At 36.4% G+C, this 17,414-nt stretch carries 16 protein-coding genes; 5 read left to right on the forward strand and 11 right to left on the reverse strand.

Going from position 1 to position 17,414, the window contains the following annotated elements:
• The first annotated feature begins 36 nt into the window (after positions 1–36).
• Both DWA31_RS15615 and DWA31_RS15620 read left to right on the forward strand, forming a co-directional pair.
• Positions 37–681: a CYTH domain-containing protein gene (locus tag DWA31_RS15615; RefSeq protein ID WP_114327495.1), complete on the forward strand. Its 645-nt coding sequence runs from the start codon at positions 37–39 to the stop codon at positions 679–681.
• Positions 681–1,595: a L,D-transpeptidase family protein gene (locus tag DWA31_RS15620; RefSeq protein WP_245942650.1), complete on the forward strand. Its 915-nt coding sequence runs from the start codon at positions 681–683 to the stop codon at positions 1,593–1,595. Before DWA31_RS15615 ends, DWA31_RS15620 begins: the two co-directional genes overlap by 1 nt.
• 4 nt (positions 1,596–1,599) lie before the next feature.
• Here the strand turns inward: DWA31_RS15620 and DWA31_RS15625 are convergent, their stop codons facing one another.
• From DWA31_RS15625 to DWA31_RS15660, 8 genes are all read right to left on the reverse strand, one after another.
• A complete protein-coding gene (locus tag DWA31_RS15625; protein WP_114327496.1) occupies positions 1,600–1,875 on the reverse strand; it encodes an Lpp/OprI family alanine-zipper lipoprotein in 276 nt (91 codons plus the stop codon).
• A 399-nt stretch (positions 1,876–2,274) separates the two neighbouring features.
• On the reverse strand, positions 2,275–2,640 hold the full coding sequence (locus DWA31_RS15630; RefSeq protein WP_114327497.1) for a hypothetical protein: 366 nt from the start codon (positions 2,638–2,640) through the stop codon (positions 2,275–2,277).
• Positions 2,641–2,655: 15 nt separating this feature from the next.
• Entirely contained in the window at positions 2,656–3,297 is a 642-nt protein-coding gene (locus tag DWA31_RS15635; RefSeq protein WP_114327498.1) for a DUF4178 domain-containing protein, read from the reverse strand.
• Between the two features lie 115 nt (positions 3,298–3,412).
• On the reverse strand, positions 3,413–4,102 hold the full coding sequence (locus tag DWA31_RS15640; protein WP_114327499.1) for a PspA/IM30 family protein: 690 nt from the start codon (positions 4,100–4,102) through the stop codon (positions 3,413–3,415).
• Between the two features lie 60 nt (positions 4,103–4,162).
• Complete coding sequence (locus tag DWA31_RS15645; RefSeq protein ID WP_114327500.1) at positions 4,163–4,576, reverse strand: YjfI family protein; 414 nt, start codon at positions 4,574–4,576, stop codon at positions 4,163–4,165.
• A gap of 416 nt (positions 4,577–4,992) precedes the next feature.
• Positions 4,993–6,696 carry a polyamine aminopropyltransferase gene (locus tag DWA31_RS15650; RefSeq protein ID WP_114327501.1) on the reverse strand — a complete coding sequence of 568 codons (1,704 nt, stop codon included), beginning with the start codon at positions 6,694–6,696 and terminating at the stop codon, positions 4,993–4,995.
• 116 nt (positions 6,697–6,812) lie between these two features.
• The gene (locus DWA31_RS15655) at positions 6,813–7,715 is read right to left on the reverse strand and encodes a DUF350 domain-containing protein (RefSeq protein ID WP_114327502.1); all 903 of its coding nucleotides are present in this window, start codon (positions 7,713–7,715) and stop codon (positions 6,813–6,815) included.
• Between the two features lie 31 nt (positions 7,716–7,746).
• The gene (locus DWA31_RS15660; RefSeq protein ID WP_114327529.1) at positions 7,747–8,721 is read right to left on the reverse strand and encodes a hypothetical protein; all 975 of its coding nucleotides are present in this window, start codon (positions 8,719–8,721) and stop codon (positions 7,747–7,749) included.
• Between the two features lie 307 nt (positions 8,722–9,028).
• Here DWA31_RS15660 and glnE point away from each other — a divergent pair, with 307 nt between their 5' ends.
• Positions 9,029–11,965 carry a bifunctional [glutamate--ammonia ligase]-adenylyl-L-tyrosine phosphorylase/[glutamate--ammonia-ligase] adenylyltransferase gene (gene glnE, locus DWA31_RS15665; protein WP_114327503.1) on the forward strand — a complete coding sequence of 979 codons (2,937 nt, stop codon included), beginning with the start codon at positions 9,029–9,031 and terminating at the stop codon, positions 11,963–11,965.
• Positions 11,966–12,166: 201 nt separating this feature from the next.
• Here the strand turns inward: glnE and DWA31_RS15670 are convergent, their stop codons facing one another.
• Both DWA31_RS15670 and lpxL read right to left on the reverse strand, forming a co-directional pair.
• A complete protein-coding gene (locus DWA31_RS15670; RefSeq protein ID WP_114327504.1) occupies positions 12,167–12,868 on the reverse strand; it encodes a TcpQ domain-containing protein in 702 nt (233 codons plus the stop codon).
• A gap of 83 nt (positions 12,869–12,951) precedes the next feature.
• Positions 12,952–13,890, reverse strand: a complete 939-nt coding sequence (lpxL, locus tag DWA31_RS15675) for an LpxL/LpxP family Kdo(2)-lipid IV(A) lauroyl/palmitoleoyl acyltransferase (RefSeq protein WP_114327505.1) — start codon at positions 13,888–13,890, stop codon at positions 12,952–12,954.
• A 164-nt stretch (positions 13,891–14,054) separates the two neighbouring features.
• Between lpxL and DWA31_RS15680 the strand changes: the two genes are divergently transcribed.
• Entirely contained in the window at positions 14,055–15,149 is a 1,095-nt protein-coding gene (locus tag DWA31_RS15680; RefSeq protein WP_114327506.1) for a glycosyltransferase family 4 protein, read from the forward strand.
• A gap of 84 nt (positions 15,150–15,233) precedes the next feature.
• On the opposite strand, the gene tolC is transcribed toward DWA31_RS15680, so the two are convergent.
• Positions 15,234–16,568: an outer membrane channel protein TolC gene (gene tolC / locus DWA31_RS15685; RefSeq protein WP_114327507.1), complete on the reverse strand. Its 1,335-nt coding sequence runs from the start codon at positions 16,566–16,568 to the stop codon at positions 15,234–15,236.
• Positions 16,569–16,711: 143 nt separating this feature from the next.
• On the opposite strand from tolC, the gene DWA31_RS15690 reads away from it, so the two are divergent.
• On the forward strand, positions 16,712–17,347 hold the full coding sequence (locus DWA31_RS15690; RefSeq protein ID WP_114327508.1) for an NUDIX domain-containing protein: 636 nt from the start codon (positions 16,712–16,714) through the stop codon (positions 17,345–17,347).
• Positions 17,348–17,414: the final 67 nt, after the last annotated feature.

Consider the following 17,414-nt stretch of genomic DNA (forward strand, 5'->3'; position numbering starts at 1 on the left):
TGATTGAATCATGTAACAAAATTGAAGTTTACTAAAATGACTACAGAGATAGAACTTAAATACCTAATATCAGCGAATCATGAAGATAATGATTTAGTTGCTGATAAGATTACGGCAATGTTAAAAGCACAAAATAGAACTTTTACATTGGATAGAAAGCAGTTGAACAATAACTATTTTGATAATAAAGACTTAGCTTTAAGAAAAATGGATATAGGGCTGAGGATAAGAGGGGTTGACCAAGAATATGAACAAACAGTTAAAACAGCAGGGAAAGTTGTTGGTTGTTTGCACCAAAGGCCGGAATATAATGTTTCTCTTGAAGGTAACCACTTAGATTTATTATTATTTCCAAAACATATTTGGCCTGAGCATGTTGATGTAGTTAAACTACAAAAAAGTTTGCAGGTGATTTTTAATACCGACTTTTCTCGTCAAACGTGGTTAATCACTCAAGAAAATTGTGTTATTGAATTAGCACTTGATCGCGGTGAAATTTTTACCTCTCCTAATGTTGAGACACTTGCTATAAATGAAATAGAAATTGAATTAGTTAGTGGTGAAGAGCAAGCGTTATTTGCATTAGCGGAGCAGTTAATGACAGTGATTCAAATGAAGCCTGGTAAGTTAAGTAAGGCGGCTCGAGGCTATGCTTTATATCATCAAAGAGACAGAACGTAGTGAATAGTAATAATAAATTTTTAGGACATTTTGCCTGTTTTAGCTTCATCACCTTGTTTTTTGTTAGCAATTTAATTTATGCAACAGAATATGAGCTACCAGCAAAAGACTTTCGACTCATCGGGGTTGATCAAAACCATAAAGTTATAAAAGGTGATTATTTTCAAAAAATTGCTGAACAGTATAATGTTGGATTTTTGGCACTAATGGCAGCAAACCCTGGTATTGATCCTTTTTTACCTGAACTTGATAGTGATATTGTTATTCCTAGCGCTATGTTATTGCCCTATATAAAACGTGAAGGTATCGTCATTAATTTACCTGAATTACGTTTATATTATTTTTTACCACAAGAAAATAAAGTACATGTATTTCCTGTCGGTATAGGAAGGGAAGGTTTGGAGACACCGAAAGTAACGAGTTATATTAGCAGTAAAAGAAAAGATCCTATTTGGCGTCCAACAGTCGCTATGCGTCAGCGATATTTTGAGGAACACGGTAAAGCCATGTTAAAAGAAATTGTTGCAGGGCCCAGTAATCCCTTTGGTAAATACGCTTTACGACTTGGAAAAAGTGAATATTTAATTCATGGTACTAATCAGCGTTTTGGAATCGGCATGCGTGCGAGTTCAGGTTGTATTCGTATGTTTGACGATGATATTAAATGGCTGTTTGAAAATATTCCATTAAATACTAAGGTGCGCATTATTGAGCAACCGATAAAAATGTCTTATGAAAGTGGTGGTAGACGGGTGATTGAAATACATTCCCCTTTAACCATTGAAAATATTGCTCAAAAAAACACAATAACGTCGGCGGTAAAAAGGTTTGTTGGTAAAAGTAATAGCGTATGGAAAAAATTAACCCCTATGTTTGATAAACCACAGGGGTTAGCTATCGAGTTAGGACAGTAGTTGCTTATTTTTTAAAAGAAGCAACAACGTTGTCAATGCGCTCATTTGCTTTCGCTGCGCTTTCAATTGCTTCTTCTGCTGCCCTTCTAGTTGCTTGAGCTTTGTTACTGGCAGCTTGTTGTTGTGTTTTAAGCGCTGAAACTTCGCTTGATAGTGAGTCAACTTTATTTGATAAACTGGTAATACTTGCCTCTAAGTTTTCAGTGTTTGCACAAGCAGTTAAGCCTAATGCAAAACTAATAGTAAGTATATTTTTTATAAGTGATTTTTGTTTTAACATAATTATATCCCTAGTGTTGTGTTTTTCATGTTATACCAATTTGATTAAATTTCTTCCCAACTCAGAGCTATGCTCGATGTTCAATAACAAGGCAAATTTGTTTCGGTTTAGTCACTATAAATCAAATAAATTTAACGAAGTTAGTGGGCATCGAGCAAGCTCCCAAAGGGCGAGGTTAAAAGGCTTACATGCTGCGTTATTGATTTTGATAATGGCGCTACATGGATGTAGCTTATTAGATAATGCAGGAGCACATTATCCTGAATAACCATTCTCTTCAATCAATGCCTTGCCTCTAAGCCTTTTAATTCTCGCTGAGTGGGAAAGAACTTAATCAACTTGGTATTAACAAGAGTATGACACATATAAGTTTGATTTTACAAAATCAATTTTAGGTGTTTATTTATTGTCGCTTAAGCTGACAGATTCAATGAGTTCTTCCATTAATTTTCTCTTGATATCTAGTTGCTGTTTAGCTTCTAATCCGTATTTTTCAGCTAATAATTCATAATCACTTAGTGCTAAACTTACCGTTAGACGAGGGCGTTTGGGGCGTTTATTAATGGGCAAGCCTAAAATATCACGAATTTGATCTGATGGGCTAAGGCCGGCATCAAGTGCCTGCTTGCGAATGGACAATTGAATTTTTTCATCCATATCAAAAGCAACTTGCACGGCTTTCATTGCTTTTACGGAAGACTGCCATTTTTCAGGAATTTTTCTATCTTTTTTTGTAGGGATAGATGAAGTGTTCGCTTTTGTCATATTATTTCCTAGTTCCTAACTCGCCGGGTACATATCAATAATATCGGTTAATGGTCTAAATAAGGTTAAAAAAACATCAGTATCACCATCTTGCCACACTTCGACATCTAAGCCTTTACTTTGATCTTCGTTATACAAGGTGTACAGCTCAAGTTGTTCACCACTACCTTCACCTTCATAGGCTGAAAGATCTTCACTGCGATGATCTTTTCGATGAAAGTAACCCACTTTTGCAAAAATGCTTTGTTGGTATTGTTCACTACTCCAAGTTGAAGTGACATCATTATCACCTTGGCGGTTTAAAAAGGCTTGACCGGGTTCATCAAAAATTTGTGAGAAGTTATCTAGATCAAATAACGTTTCAACATCATCATGCTCGATTTTCAATGAAAACTTTAGCTCGGTGGTGTCATCAATCTCTAAGGATAAAAATATAGCCAGTTCATCATTACCTTGCAAAGACCATTCAGTTTGTGTGTTTTGTTCGTATTCATAGCTATTAACAGCGATCACTTGAAACTGTTGACCTTGTAACACTTTGGGTAATGCAAAACTATCAGTTAATACAATAATATCACCGGCTAAAAGTTGGTTGACGTGAGTTAATTTACGTTGAGTTTGCGCTTCTTTGTTAAATATTTTTTTAAAAAAACTCATGATTTATCTCAATTTTCAAATAAACAGTTTCGAATTAATAGTTGTGATTTAATCGTTGGAAGTAATAGAGTAGCGAGCTATTGCTAACTCGCTACTCTAAAAGTCATTATATTAATTACTTTTGTTTCGCTTTAATGCGATCAAGTACTGAGTTGGCACTGTTTTCTTGTGAGCCAATACCAGCAGCTTTCAATTGTGCTGTTAATGATGAATCAGAGTTTTCAGATTCAAGTATTTCAGCAGCTTTCATTTTATCATCAAATTTCTGTTGCTTGGCTTTGATACGTTCTAACGAATCTTTAGCGCTTAACAATTTAGAATTGCTTGATGAAAAATTATCGGTAATAGCAGAAGTCGCTTTTTGCACACTTTCTGTAGTTTTTACCATAGATAATTGGCGCTTATGTTCTGTTACTTGGCGCTCACTTTTCTTTACTAACTCTTTAAGTCTATCAGCATTGCCGGTAAAGCTATTTAGTGCCTGTTCTTGTGCGCTTAGATCATTTTCTAAGGTGGAAATTTTTTCGGCAACAGCAAGTGCTAATGTTTCATCGCCTTTTTCTAAGGCTTGACCAACATAACCTTCATGTTCAGTTATTTCACGTTGTAAACGAGTTACTTCACGGTTTGCTGACATTTGCTCAGCCATTACGCCAGTTAAGTCACGTTTTGCTTTGGTTAAGTGATTTTCGGCATCACGAATTTCTTGTTCAAATATACGGGTAGCATTTGCATCAATAATTGCTTCGCCAGCTTCTGAAGCACCACCACGAATGGCGGTCATAATCTTTTTAAATATACTCATTTTTCTCTCCTAATAAGATGACATTTTAGCTTGAATTTGTTTGTCGTATTACACTACGACTTACAGCAGATAGTCACTCATATCATCAATTACTTCTATGGCGTTATTGCTTAATACCGCCAGTTCATGCTCAATATCTTCAAAAGTTGAATTGATAGATAAAGCACCAAAAACTACATATTTATCACCGATTTTTGAAAAAGATGATAATGGCATGGGGATGTTCATTTCTAACATACTTTCGTGCATGGTATTTACACATTCAGTTTTTACTTCATCAGCTCCCCAAAGGTAACTAATGCACAAAATTTGGTCATCGGTTACTGATACAAAAATGGGTAGTTCTTCTCGACCCAAAAGCGTTATTTGCAGTACATCGACTTCACCGGATATTGGTTGACAGTCAAAGTCCATTCCTGTGTCAGAATTGTCGGCCAAACTATTTAAATGATCAGCTATAGTATGAATATTCATGTACTTCCTATCCTTATCAAAAATATATAGACGACATAATATGTCATCGTGGTTAAATTTAGCAGCTTGACATATTATGTCAAGTGTTTTTTGTTTCTATTCTAGACTTCTTTTCTTAATCTTAAAATTTATTACCGTTATTACGTTATTAATTAACATGCCTATGTAGTTAACTCAGGAGCTTGCTGTAAACGTCAGGACAATATGCTCCTGCATTGTCTAATAAACTACATCCATGTAGCGTATCTTCGAAGTTTTTGATCGAAGATCCATTGTATTATTGCTTGGATTCAGGACGATGTGCTCCATGCATAGTCTAATAAGTGGCACCCATGCCACGTCAGCAAAACACCACTGGAATGACGAAAGCCTAATACACCACGGGGATGACGTCCTGAGCCATGTACATAGGCAAGTTAATTAATCCCTTGTTGAGTTTGCCATGCTTTTTGGTGTAATTGATAAAGCTTATGACTACCTAAGGTATTTATATCTATGCTTTCCTCATCTTTAAAAAAATCATTAGGGAAAATAAAAGCTGACTTTAATATTTCTAGATTGAGCCAATTATGTTTTACCGGTAACTGCTTTAAGTTTTCTAATCTTGCTAATGGGCTTACTCCCATCTTTGCTCCGATAGTCCAACCCCATTCGCCAAAGCTTGGCACATTGTCGTGATATTGCTGAACATGCGCAAAGTTTGCAGCACTTAATGTTTTTCCAATAGATATAAATGAGTTTTTAGCATGGTAAGGACTTGTTGACTGAATGGCAATTAAGCCATCTCCTGAAAGTAATTGTTTTAATCGAGCGTAAAAATTAACCGTGTACAGCTTATTGAGATCTGGATGACTAGGATCGGGAAGATCGACAATAATCGCATCAAATATTTGTCCAGTTTTAAGTAGTTCATTAACGGTAATAAAAGCATCGCTTCTTAATATAGTGACGCGTTTATCTTGTAAACTATTTTGATTTAAATGGCTTATCTTTCGAGCTAAGCTAGCATTAAGGTGCTCTTCTGGTTTCTGGAATATATCAATCAATTCGCTATCGAGGTCAATCAAGGTGACTTTTTTGGGTTCGTATTTTAATACGTCTCGTAATGCTAAACCATCACCACCGCCAATAATGAGTACATTATCATATCGGGCTGAGCCTGCTAAAACGGGTGCGACTAAATAGTCATGATAAATATGTTCATCAATAGATGAAAACTGTAACCGACCATTTAGATAAAAGTTAATAATGCTAGTTTGTTCTTCGTCAGCACTAAGGCCTAAATGGCGCTCAGTGAAGGTCAGTTGCTGATAATGGGTTTTTTGCACGTGTACTACTTTATCTAAATAAAGCAGGCTATTCATTTGATTAAGCCACTGATTACCGTAATTAAACATTAGAACAATAATTAACGCCAACACAAGATGTAAACCAAGAAAGGTTTTACGCCACGTTAGTTTATGCCAATAACGTAAAACAAAAAAAGCGCCAGCAATTAGGTTTAAACTTGCTGTTAATGCTGCAGCTTTGCTGATATCTATACTAAGTAAAAAAACAACCCATATCGCCGCGCCAACCCCAGCACCAATATAATCTGCGCCATAAATAGTCCCTAAATTATTCGCGAGATGCTGACCATGTATTTCTTCACGAATTCTGGCAATAAGTGGAATTTCCATACCGATAAGAAAACCTAATATCACACCGAAAAAATATGGACTTTTGATGGCAATAAAACTTAACTGCTTAAATACGCCTCCTTTAGGTAGCATATCAGGAGGAAGGGCAAACATATCGGCAATGATGTGTGGCAATATTTGAGTAATGGCTATCAAGCCACCAATGATTAAAATTGCACTAGCACCCAGTAAAGCAATGATTAATTCTAAATAAACAAAACCATTAAAGGCACAGCGCACTTTACGCGCGGCAAAAGCACCTAATCCCATTGAGACAATCATTAAACCAATCATGGTATATATAGTGCTTTCCATTACGCCAAGCACTCGGCCAGCATAATGTGAAAGGAGGTATTCATAAATCAAACCACAACCAGCGAGAACCGCCATGGTTAAAATGAGTAGTGTGTCGTCTAAATAGTGGGTGTTTTTTGAAAACATATAAGAATATTGACTAGCGTGAATTTGGATTTTTGGTGGTTTTTAATACATGAGTTTCGAGTATCAAGTTACGAAGACACTTTATTCGCAACTCGAAACTGTTAACTCGTAACTGGTTAGGCCATTAACGCGGTTAATATCAAGGCTATTGAAATACTCGTCGCCATTTCAATACTAGCAACACCAATATTATGTTGCTGATCTACTTCTTCTACTAGATTGATCCCCCAAAGCACAATGCGTTTGGCTATTGAGGTCAACACTGTAACTAATAGTGTCATTATTATACCAAAGACTAACCAGCCCAGTAAATTCACTACTAAGGTGTCAGGACTATAAACAAGGAAGTGACTTGCTGCTGTAACGGCAAGAGCGGTACTAATGACTTGACCACTATAACGAATAGCCAGTGCTAAATGTCCATCACTTAACGCTTCTTGTAGGCAATCTTCTTGATTATCTTTAGCGTATTTTTTCTCTCTAATACGAGTCACTAACACTAACACCGCTTGCGCGACAATAAAACCACTGGTAATGGCGATGAAGGTTGAAACATCTAAACCATCAACCCAAAGCAATACCGCGCGAATAATAATTGCTGTAGCAATTGCACCAGCAGCGTCAATAATACCAATGGTTAGATTTTTATCTTTTATTAACTCTGTTTTATTTAAGTGCTGTAAAGCTACCTTATCCTGAATGATACGACCCACTTTAATCAATATTAATCCGTAGGTACCATAGGCCAACATACCGATGATTTCCATCATATAACTTGGCGCATTTTCTCCAGTAATAGCACCGGTTAATACTATGCCCAAAGCAAAAATACTACCGGCAACACTAACACCAAAAGCAAAGTTATCTTTTTGTGCTAATTCTTCAGTACTATTTACTTGGCTTGTTAAACCCAATAAAAAGCGCATAGCACCTAAAAGCATGATAGCAATAGTGATGTCTATGGCTAAATAAACCAGTAATTCTTGATTAACACCAACGAGATCTATCAATGTGTTCATAACTATCTATCCTATTTCTTGTTACTTATTCTTATTTACCACGTCGAAAACTACGTGATGTATTGGTGTTAGAGTTTCTAAAACTTGAGTTTTTACCATACTTTGATTTAGAAGTAGACTTACTCGCATAGTTACTTTTTTTAGCGGTATTATTTCGAAAACGATTAGCGCTAGATTGTGCTGTTTTACTTTTGGAAGATAAACTCGATGAGCCAGTACGGTTTTTATTGTAGGGGCTGGTAAATTTTTTGCCTCTACTGGCAAATGATTTTTTAGTGCGCTGATCAAGTTGCGTTTGTTTATTTAGCTGGCTAGGTGAACTATAGCGAGTTCTGCCGTAATCATTATAGTAGCTATAGTTTCTATTTCGTCCCCAGTCGCTATAGTATGCAGGGCGGCCAAACATGTTTCCCATCATAGAATACATACCGTACCATGCCCAAAATGACATACCGTTACTACCCGTTTGCCAATTACCATAACTTGGATTGCCAATAAGCTGTTCACCCGTGCCAAAATCTTGCGCATTATTTGCTTGTTGAGATTGTGATTTAGATAAAGAGTTTACTCTAGGTAATTGACCGTCAGACATATCAGCTAATACATTTAGGGGATCACTTAATGCCTCAGAATAAAGTACCGGATCAGCCGCTTGATAAATATTGAGTAATTCGTCATAAAGGGCTTGGCTTGAAGCAAACATTTGCGGTTGGTTTTTTGCGGTATTAACTCTATCGAGTAAGGCGCGATACATCGGACCTTGTATGCTAGCATCTTTACTAAACTCATCAGTCAATGCGTTTAAACTTGGCTTGAGTATTGATACTTTTGTCGCATACTGATGAATTAAATTAGCATTGCGCACCTGACCATTAGTTAACGCCTCACCCAACTGAGTAACTCTTTTCTCGGTTATAGGGAGTTGCTGTAGAGCCTGCTCTTTAACGGGATCGCCACAAGCAGATAACAATAAAATAGAGAGCACTAACATTGATCTAGTGCACATTTTATTAAAAAATCGTTTGATAAAAGAGTCTTTTAGACTTTGCATTTCTGCTATCATCTCCATAAAAATGCTATGTTAAGAATATCTATTCAGTAAAATATCGTGAGTGAATTATTTTGGTAATTTATTACTCTGTAACCTTACGATAAAACACTAAGGCCTCGATTAATACACTTCGAGGAAGACAGCGATTGAATAGTTCAGGGTATTAATAGCATTAATGACATATTATGTCTATTGTTCAAATTATATTGTCTTGATTATACTATCTTGATGCATTTATTTTAAGTAATAAAAAGGACTGCTTGTGTATTCATCCTCATTATCTACCAATTTATCCCCACTATTAACACAGCAAAAACAAAAAAGCTGGCAACAATTTAGCCAACAACATCCTGAAGGATATCAAAAGCTGACGTCTGAACAGCTTGAACAGTTTACCTTGGCTATCACTTTGAGTGACTTTATTCTAACAAGTGCATTGCAAGCACCAGAGTTAGTGTTGAATTTATTTGTAAATAAAGATGTCTACCAAAAAACAGTGCCACCTTATGCAACGTTATTAAATGACTTATTAATAGCGTGTGAAAGTGAAGAGCAATTGCACCGATTATTGAGGCGCTTTCGCTTACAGCAAATGGTCAATATTGCCGTGGCTGATTTGGTGCTAGACATTTCTCTTGAGCAGTCATTAGAACGCTTATCTTTATTAGCCGATGCACTTATTCAAAGTAGTCTTACTTGGTTAACCACTTTTTGCCAAAACAAGTGGGGAACACCAACAAGTACTGCGGGTGAAATTCAGCCATTGCTAGTTTATGGTATGGGAAAACTAGGTGGGTATGAGTTAAATTTCTCTTCTGACATTGATTTGATTTTTGTCTATCCTCACAGCGGTGAAACTCAGGGCCATAGACGAAGTATTGAGAATCAACAGTTTTTTACCCGTTTAGCACAAAAGCTCATAACTTCATTACATCAGCATACTGCCGACGGTTTTGTTTATCGTGTTGATATGCGCTTAAGACCTTTTGGTGAAAGTGGCCCGTTAGTATTAACCTTTAGTGCAATGGAAGATTATTACCAAGAGCAAGGAAGAGATTGGGAGCGCTATGCCATGCTAAAAGCACGGGTAATTCCTCCACTTAATGGTGATGATAAATACCATCACCAATTATCAAAACTATTACGACCTTTTGTTTATCGTCGCTATATCGATTTTAGTGTTATTGATAGTTTACGCCGTATGAAAATGATGATTTCACAAGAAGTACGCCGTAAGCAATTAGTGAATAATATAAAACTCGGTGCCGGCGGTATTCGTGAAATAGAATTTATCGTGCAAGTGTTCCAGCTAATTCGTGGTGGTAGAGTAAAAGCGTTACAGCAACGTCGCCTGTTAACCGTATTGCCTGAATTAGTGATTTCAGGAGAACTGGAAGAAGACAGTAAATTGGTTCTGGAAAATGCCTATTGTTTTTTACGTCGAGTCGAAAATATTATTCAAGCATTGGCTGATAAACAAACACAAACGCTGCCTGACAATGAATTAGACAAGCAAAGAATACTGCATGTGCTTGAGTTTACTTCGTGGCAAGACTTTTGCTTAGTACTTGAAAAACACATGTATGATGTTCATGATAAATTTGAGCAGCTTATTGGTATTGAAAGCCCAAATCATCAAATTCAAGATGAGCATTGGACAACCTTGTGGCATAGCCGTTGGAATGATGAAGAGTCCATTGCTTGGTTAGAACAAGATCAAGGTGATAGCGAGGAAACTCACTGGAACAGTGAAGATATTTGGCGTTTGTTATCAGATTTCAGGGATGATGTTAGTAAACGGAGCATTGGGAATAGAGGGAGGCAAGTGTTAGATAAGTTGCTTCCTTTACTTATTTGTCATATCCAGCAAGCAAAACAAGCTGAATTTGTACTGGAACGCGTTTTACATGTGTTTAAAAAAATAGTTACCCGTACTGCCTACCTAGAACTGTTATTTGAAAATGAAGGCGCGTTAAAGCAATTAATTCATTTGTGCCAAGCCAGTCGTTGGGTGACTGACTATATTGCTAAATCTCCTATTTTACTGGATGAATTAATCGATCCACGATTGTTACATAATCCCACAAAAATAACGGCTTACGGTCATGAATTACGTGAAAGTATGTTACGAATCCCTGAGGAAGATTTAGAAGCACAAATGGATGGTTTACGATTATTCAAACAAGCTCAACAATTACGTATTGCTGCCGCAGATATTTCTGAGGTATTAACTGTAGAGCAAGTAAGCCTACATTTAACAGCACTAGCGCAAGCTATTATTGCTGAAGTCATTAATATTGGTTGGCAACAAGTTGTTGGCCGTTTTGGTGTACCGAAATCAATCGTTAATTCGCCAAGTAATGAGAAAAATTTTAACCAAAATAACTTCCAAAATAAAGGTATTGCGGTAATCGCCTACGGAAAAATGGGCGGTAATGAACTTAGCTATGGCTCTGATCTTGATTTGGTTTTCGTACATAATAGCCCTGAGGGTGATGTAACGACGGGTTTAGCCAATGGTGATAAAAGTGTATCTGCTAGTCAATTTTATATGAAGCTAATACAGCGCATTATGCATATTTTTAACACACGCATGAGCAGTGGTGTTTTGTATGAGTTAGATATGCGTTTGCGCCCTTCGGGTAACTCGGGTGTTTTAGTTGGACATATAAATACTTTTGAACAATATCAACAAGAAGATGCGTGGACATGGGAGCACCAAGCATTGGTACGTGCTCGCATTGTTTATGGTAACAGTGTCATTGAACAGCGGTTTAATGACATACGTCAGCAAGTCTTAAGCCTTGCGCGGGAGTTAGATAAATTAAAAGTTGATGTGAGTAGTATGCGTGAAAAAATGCGTAATCATCTTGATAAATCTACCGATGAACTTGTTGATATTAAACAAGGGGTAGGTGGGTTAGTTGATATTGAATTTTTAGCACAGTATTTAGTGTTGGCTCATTGTCATACGCACGAAGTTTTAAGTCAGTGTTGTGATAATTTGAGTATATTCAATCAGTTAGCTAATCTTGAAATATTAACAGAAGAAGAACAACAGTTATTAGCTAACTGTTATCAGAAATTAAGAGGTTTAGGGCACAAAGCAACGTTACAAAATGAAGCGCTACTGATTAATAAAGATACGGTGATCGAACGAAATAAAGTGATGTTAGTATGGAGGAAGTTTTTACCATAGGGTTAGTTTAAGATAACTATTCACCTATCGTCACTCCCGAGGTCTTTAAATCGGGAGTCTAGAATTTTAACACTGAGATTCCAGCTTCAGCTTTGTAGTTCCAGACCAAAGCTAGACCCTACGTCCTGTAGGCAAAGATACAACTGGAATGACGGGAATACTAGGTATGGTGAATAGATACAGTTTAAGATGTTAATTTAATTAATAAGCATTTTTTGGTTTTAATAAAGAGCACTCGTCATTAAGGTATTTTGGTGCTTCATTAATAAAAACTAAGGTACGTTGACGATAACAAAAATAGCTACTAATACCTTCGGGAAAATGACCTGAAACCGCTTCACCAATTTGGTAAGCTGTTTTTAAAATATTTTTTTCGATGCGAAAAGCGTCTTTAATAATGAAATCTCTATTGAGCCACCAAATAATTTCAAGCCCATCTTGTTTAGCATATTCAGTTAATTTTTGATACAGAGTTTGGTCTTTTCTAAAAGCCCGAGAAGCTGTTGTGCCTTGCCAATTTGCTCGATATGGACGGACAACCATTTCCCTTGCTTGTAATATCTCAACTAAATCCCCACGTGGGTCTGGCAAGTAAATTATGTTATTTCGAATTTTAGGACCTTTTTTGTCAATCCCATCACCGTAGATTTTAGCATAAAAATTAGACAGCCCTTCGGCTGCTGCATTGGCTGGTTTTTTGATTTGTTGATATGAAGACTTTATAGGTGAAGTTGGAGTAGATACTGGTTTAGGTGTTGTCCCTTTAAGTTCAACGACTTCAGTCGCGGGCTCTTGTTCAAGAGAACCATCTAGCGACAATAAAAAATCTTGATTAATAAAGAAAGCAACAGCCAAACCAATTAAAATAATTGCAAAAATAATATTTCTAATCCAAAATCCCATAATTACTCTTTGATTTGATTTACATTAATTTTCTTCAATAATACAAAAAACTTATTTATTTTTCAAAGTTTTAACGCAGACAATTACTTGTATAAAGAGGGTGAGTCGGGATCTGGACGTGTTTTAAAACGTCGATGTAACCACATATATTGTTCTGGTTTTCGAGAAATAGCTTTTTCTAATTCTTGATTTACACGAATAAGATCGGCTTCGTCATCTTTAGTTGGGAAATTTTCCAGTGGTGGCATAATTTCAAGAGTGTAACCACTATCATCCTCATTTCTAGTGGGAACTATCATCATGGTTTCAACATTTCTTTGTCGTGCAAAAATTAAGGTTCCAGTCGTCGTTGCGGTTTCTTTTACACCAAAAAAAGGCACGAATAAACTACGGTTTCTACCATAGTCTTGATCGGGTAAATAAATACAGGCTTCACCATCTCTTAGTGCTTTTATTAAGCCTTTAACATCACGTTTACCTAACATATATTTGTTGGATCGCCCACGGCCTCGAAACTGAAAATATTCCATTAGTTGATTATTATGCGGACGATAAAATACTACCATAGGGTGGCCATGACCTATGCCTCTAGCATTCATTTCAACACTTAAGTAATGCATTGCCAGTAATAATACGCCTTTGCCTTCACGTTGTGCTTTCTCAATATGCTCTAAACCGACTACGCTTACTTTACGTTTAACGCGCCAATTTGGCCACCACCAGCCCATACCCGTTTCTAATAAAGCAATGCCAGTGTTTTCAAAGTTCTTTTTTAAAATGTGATGTCGTTCTTGATCACTCATCTTGGGAAAACACAATTTTAAGTTAGTGTCAGCAATATGTTTTCTTTTAGAGCCTATTTTAAAAAGTAAACGGCCAATCAATCTACCTAAGCTTAATTGCAATTTATAAGGTAACCATGAAATGCTATAGAGAATTAAAACGCCTAACCAAGTTAACCAATATTTCGGCAATAAAAAAGCTAATTTAAAATCAGGTTGTAAAACTTTATTTCGACTCACAGTATTTACTCTTAATAAAGCCGCTTAGTAAAGCTGCTTAAAATTTTTTCTGGAAGTGATTATACCTAAGTTACCTGAAAATGGGCAATTAACTTATGTTGTCTTTGAGGGTTTTATCGTAGAATAGCAATTATAACTTTGGACATTGTTAGTGTATAAATAAAATGAATACAGCCGACCATCATGATAATCATCGAGACGAAATAGAGTTAATTATTGGAAATTCTAATTCTAATTTTTCTGGTGTCACATCCACTATGTTGCAATTATTGTCTGAGCAACAAAAATTAATTAACTTACGGGTTATGGGAAAGCATCATTTAACGGACCAATCGTTAAATATTAGCTTTTGGCAAGTTGCTAAAATGTGTCTAAAACCATTAGCGGATGGACGCTTTAGAATTTTTCATGCCCGCCGTGTTGATGAAATGATTCAGGCTTTAATTTTAAAACATATTTTTCGCGCCAAAATCAAAATTATTTTTAGCAGCGCAGCGCAACGTTATCGTAGTGGCTCTACTCTTTGGTTAACCGATAAAATGGATGCAGTGTTAGCTATGTGTAAAGCATCAGCGAGTTATTTACACCGAAAACCTGATGCCATTATTTATCATGGCGTGAATACCGATGTTTATACGCCACCAGTCGATAAAATAGAGGCCTGGAAATTATTAAACTTACTACCCGAGGGTGTTGAAAAGGGCAAACGAGGTATTGCCATATTGGGACGAGTTCGAGCGCAAAAAGGTGTTCATCTTTTTGTTAAAAGTTGTATCGAGTTACTTGGGAAACATCCAGATTATACTGCTGTTGTTGTCGGCTCAATTAGCTCAAGCAATGAAAGCTTTGTAAAAGAATTACAAGCCGAGATTGAAAAAGCGGGTTTAAGCCAACGTATTATTTTTGCTGGCGAACAAAATTTTGCTGATATTCCTAAAATATTCAGTAGTTTGTCTTTAGTAGTGGCGTTAAGTGAAAACGAAGGTTTTGGCTTGACCATTTTAGAAGCTATGAGCAGTGGCGCAGCCGTGTTGGCAAGTGAAGCTGGTGCATGGCCTGAAGTGGTGCGAGAAGGAACTGATGGCTACGTTGTACCTGTTAATGATTTACCTGCGGTTATAAATAAAATGGACTTACTACTTAATAATGAAGATAAATTAGCGCAAATGGGAATTGATGGCCGAGAGCGGGTTTTAGAGCATTATTCTGTTCAAAGAGAATCTAAGCAGCTAGTAGGGTTTTTTAGAAGCTTAATGTAAAGCAAGCCAAGCAGAAGAAAGAACTCATTAGATGTAAAAAAAGAGCCACTTAAGTAAGTGGCTTTTTATTGGAAAATTTTAATCTTATTTCTTTGCTATTAAACCAGAGTTAATCGAGGTGATATCTTCATCTGTGATAGTACCACCAGCACGTTTTAATAATAAAACATTCTGAATATAGGAATAACGTGTTGATGATAAGTTACGTTTAGCATTATACAAGTTACGAGTACTGTCTAACACATCAACAATAGTACGTGTACCCACTTCAAAACCTGCTTCGGTAGCTTCTAACGCTTTACTGGCACTGAGTACAGATTGTTCAAAAGCCCTAATACCTGAAATAGTAGCAATAACCGTATTATAGGCATTACGAGTAGTACGAACAACACCGCGGTGTGTTTGCATTAAATCTTGGCTAGCCAGTACAAAGTTATTTTGGGCTTGGCGTACAGAATTTTGAACAGCACCACCAGAATAAATTGGCACATTTAGGGTTATGCCAATAGAGTAATCATCTAAAGCTGGTATATCATTGCCATTCGTTTCGCCATCATTACTATTGTAGCTGGCGCCAAAATCCAAGGTAGGATAATGACCTGATCTAGCCGCATCAATAACTTGTTTAGAAATATCTATTCCTACTTTAGCTGTTATTAAATCTAAGTTTTTCGCTTCAGCGGTTTTTTGCCATTCATCAGCACTATTTGGGGTAGGCGTAGTTGTGCTAAATCTATCCGTATTGAGTATGTTGATATCTCTTGGGTAAGTATTGGTGATTACCCGTAATTCTTCCTCAGCATTATAAATAGCATTTTCTGAACGTATTTCTTCTGTTACCGCGGTATCAAATTGCGCTTGTGCTTCATGCACGTCGGTTATCGCAGTTAAACCAACAGAGAAACGTTGCTTAGTTTGTTCAAGTTGGCGAGCAATTGCAGTTTTTTCTGCTTGCGCGAATTCTAAGTCATCTTTTGCACCTAACAAAGCAAAATATGCTTGGGTTACTCTAAGTATTAAATCTTGCTTTGCGACTTGGTAAACTAAATCACTTTGGTGTGCTGATTTTTTCGCAATATCCAAACTTAACCAACTATTATGGTGATAAAGCTGCATGTTTAAGCTAGCGCCATAACCTAAAGAATTAAATTCAGAAGTTGATATCAAAGTAGAACCCGGATTATAGGTTTCAGTTTCCCCGTCACTATAACTGGCAAAGGCATTGATTTGAGGCAATAAAACAGCACGTGCTTGTTCAATATCTTCTTTAACAATTTCGTACTGTGCCTGTGCTTTTAATACCACGGTATCATTTAATAGAGCTTGCTGATAAACCGTTAATAAATCATCGGCTTGAGCATTAGCGCTAGTTATTGCACTGGCAATAGCTATAATTAACGTGCTTAATGTTTTTTTCATGGGTAAGGCTTTCCTTGAGTAGATATTTATACTCATATTAAGTGTTATTTTTATACTCGGTTATGTTACCTAATTTTATATATTAACCAAATAAAATAAGTATTTAACTAGTGTAACAAATTATTATTAAAAAGAGATTGTTTATGCAAGATAATAAAAAAAAGCAAGCTTCAATACTTCAATATGATAAAACGGATGTAACTATATCTGCTATTGAAACAAAATATCACGGATTTTTTAAGATGAATGAATACCATCTTAATCATAAATTATTTTCTGGCGATCAAAGTGAACCCTTTACTCGTGAAGTGTTTGAGCGTGGTGATGCTGTTGTGGTTATGCTTTATGATCCCAAAAAAGATACCTTATTGTTATTAGAGCAATTTAGGCCAGGTATATTACGGGCAAATGAAACACCGTGGATGCTTGAGTTTGTTGCGGGTATGTTTGATGATAACGAAAGCCCAATTGATGTTGCTATTCGTGAAGCGAAAGAAGAAGCCAACATTGAATTAAAGCCAGCATCAGTACAACTTATTATGAAATATTTTTCTAGCCCTGGCGGTACGAGTGAATGTATTCATTTATATTGGGCACCTTTTGATAGCAGTAAAGTATCATCAGGGAGTATTCATGGTTTAGCCCATGAAAATGAAGATATTATGCTACATGTCGTGTCACGTAATGATGCCTTTACATTACTCACTGATGGCAAAATTAGTAACGCTGCAACGGTAATTGGCTTACAATGGCTGGCCATAAATTATCAAAATTTATAGGCTATATTTGATTGTGGGAACTATAATGCAACGGCAAATACTCATGATACTTCAAAATGTCTGTTTC

This window comes from Candidatus Colwellia aromaticivorans (assembly GCF_003333305.1).
Lineage (GTDB): Bacteria > Pseudomonadota > Gammaproteobacteria > Enterobacterales > Alteromonadaceae > Colwellia > Colwellia aromaticivorans.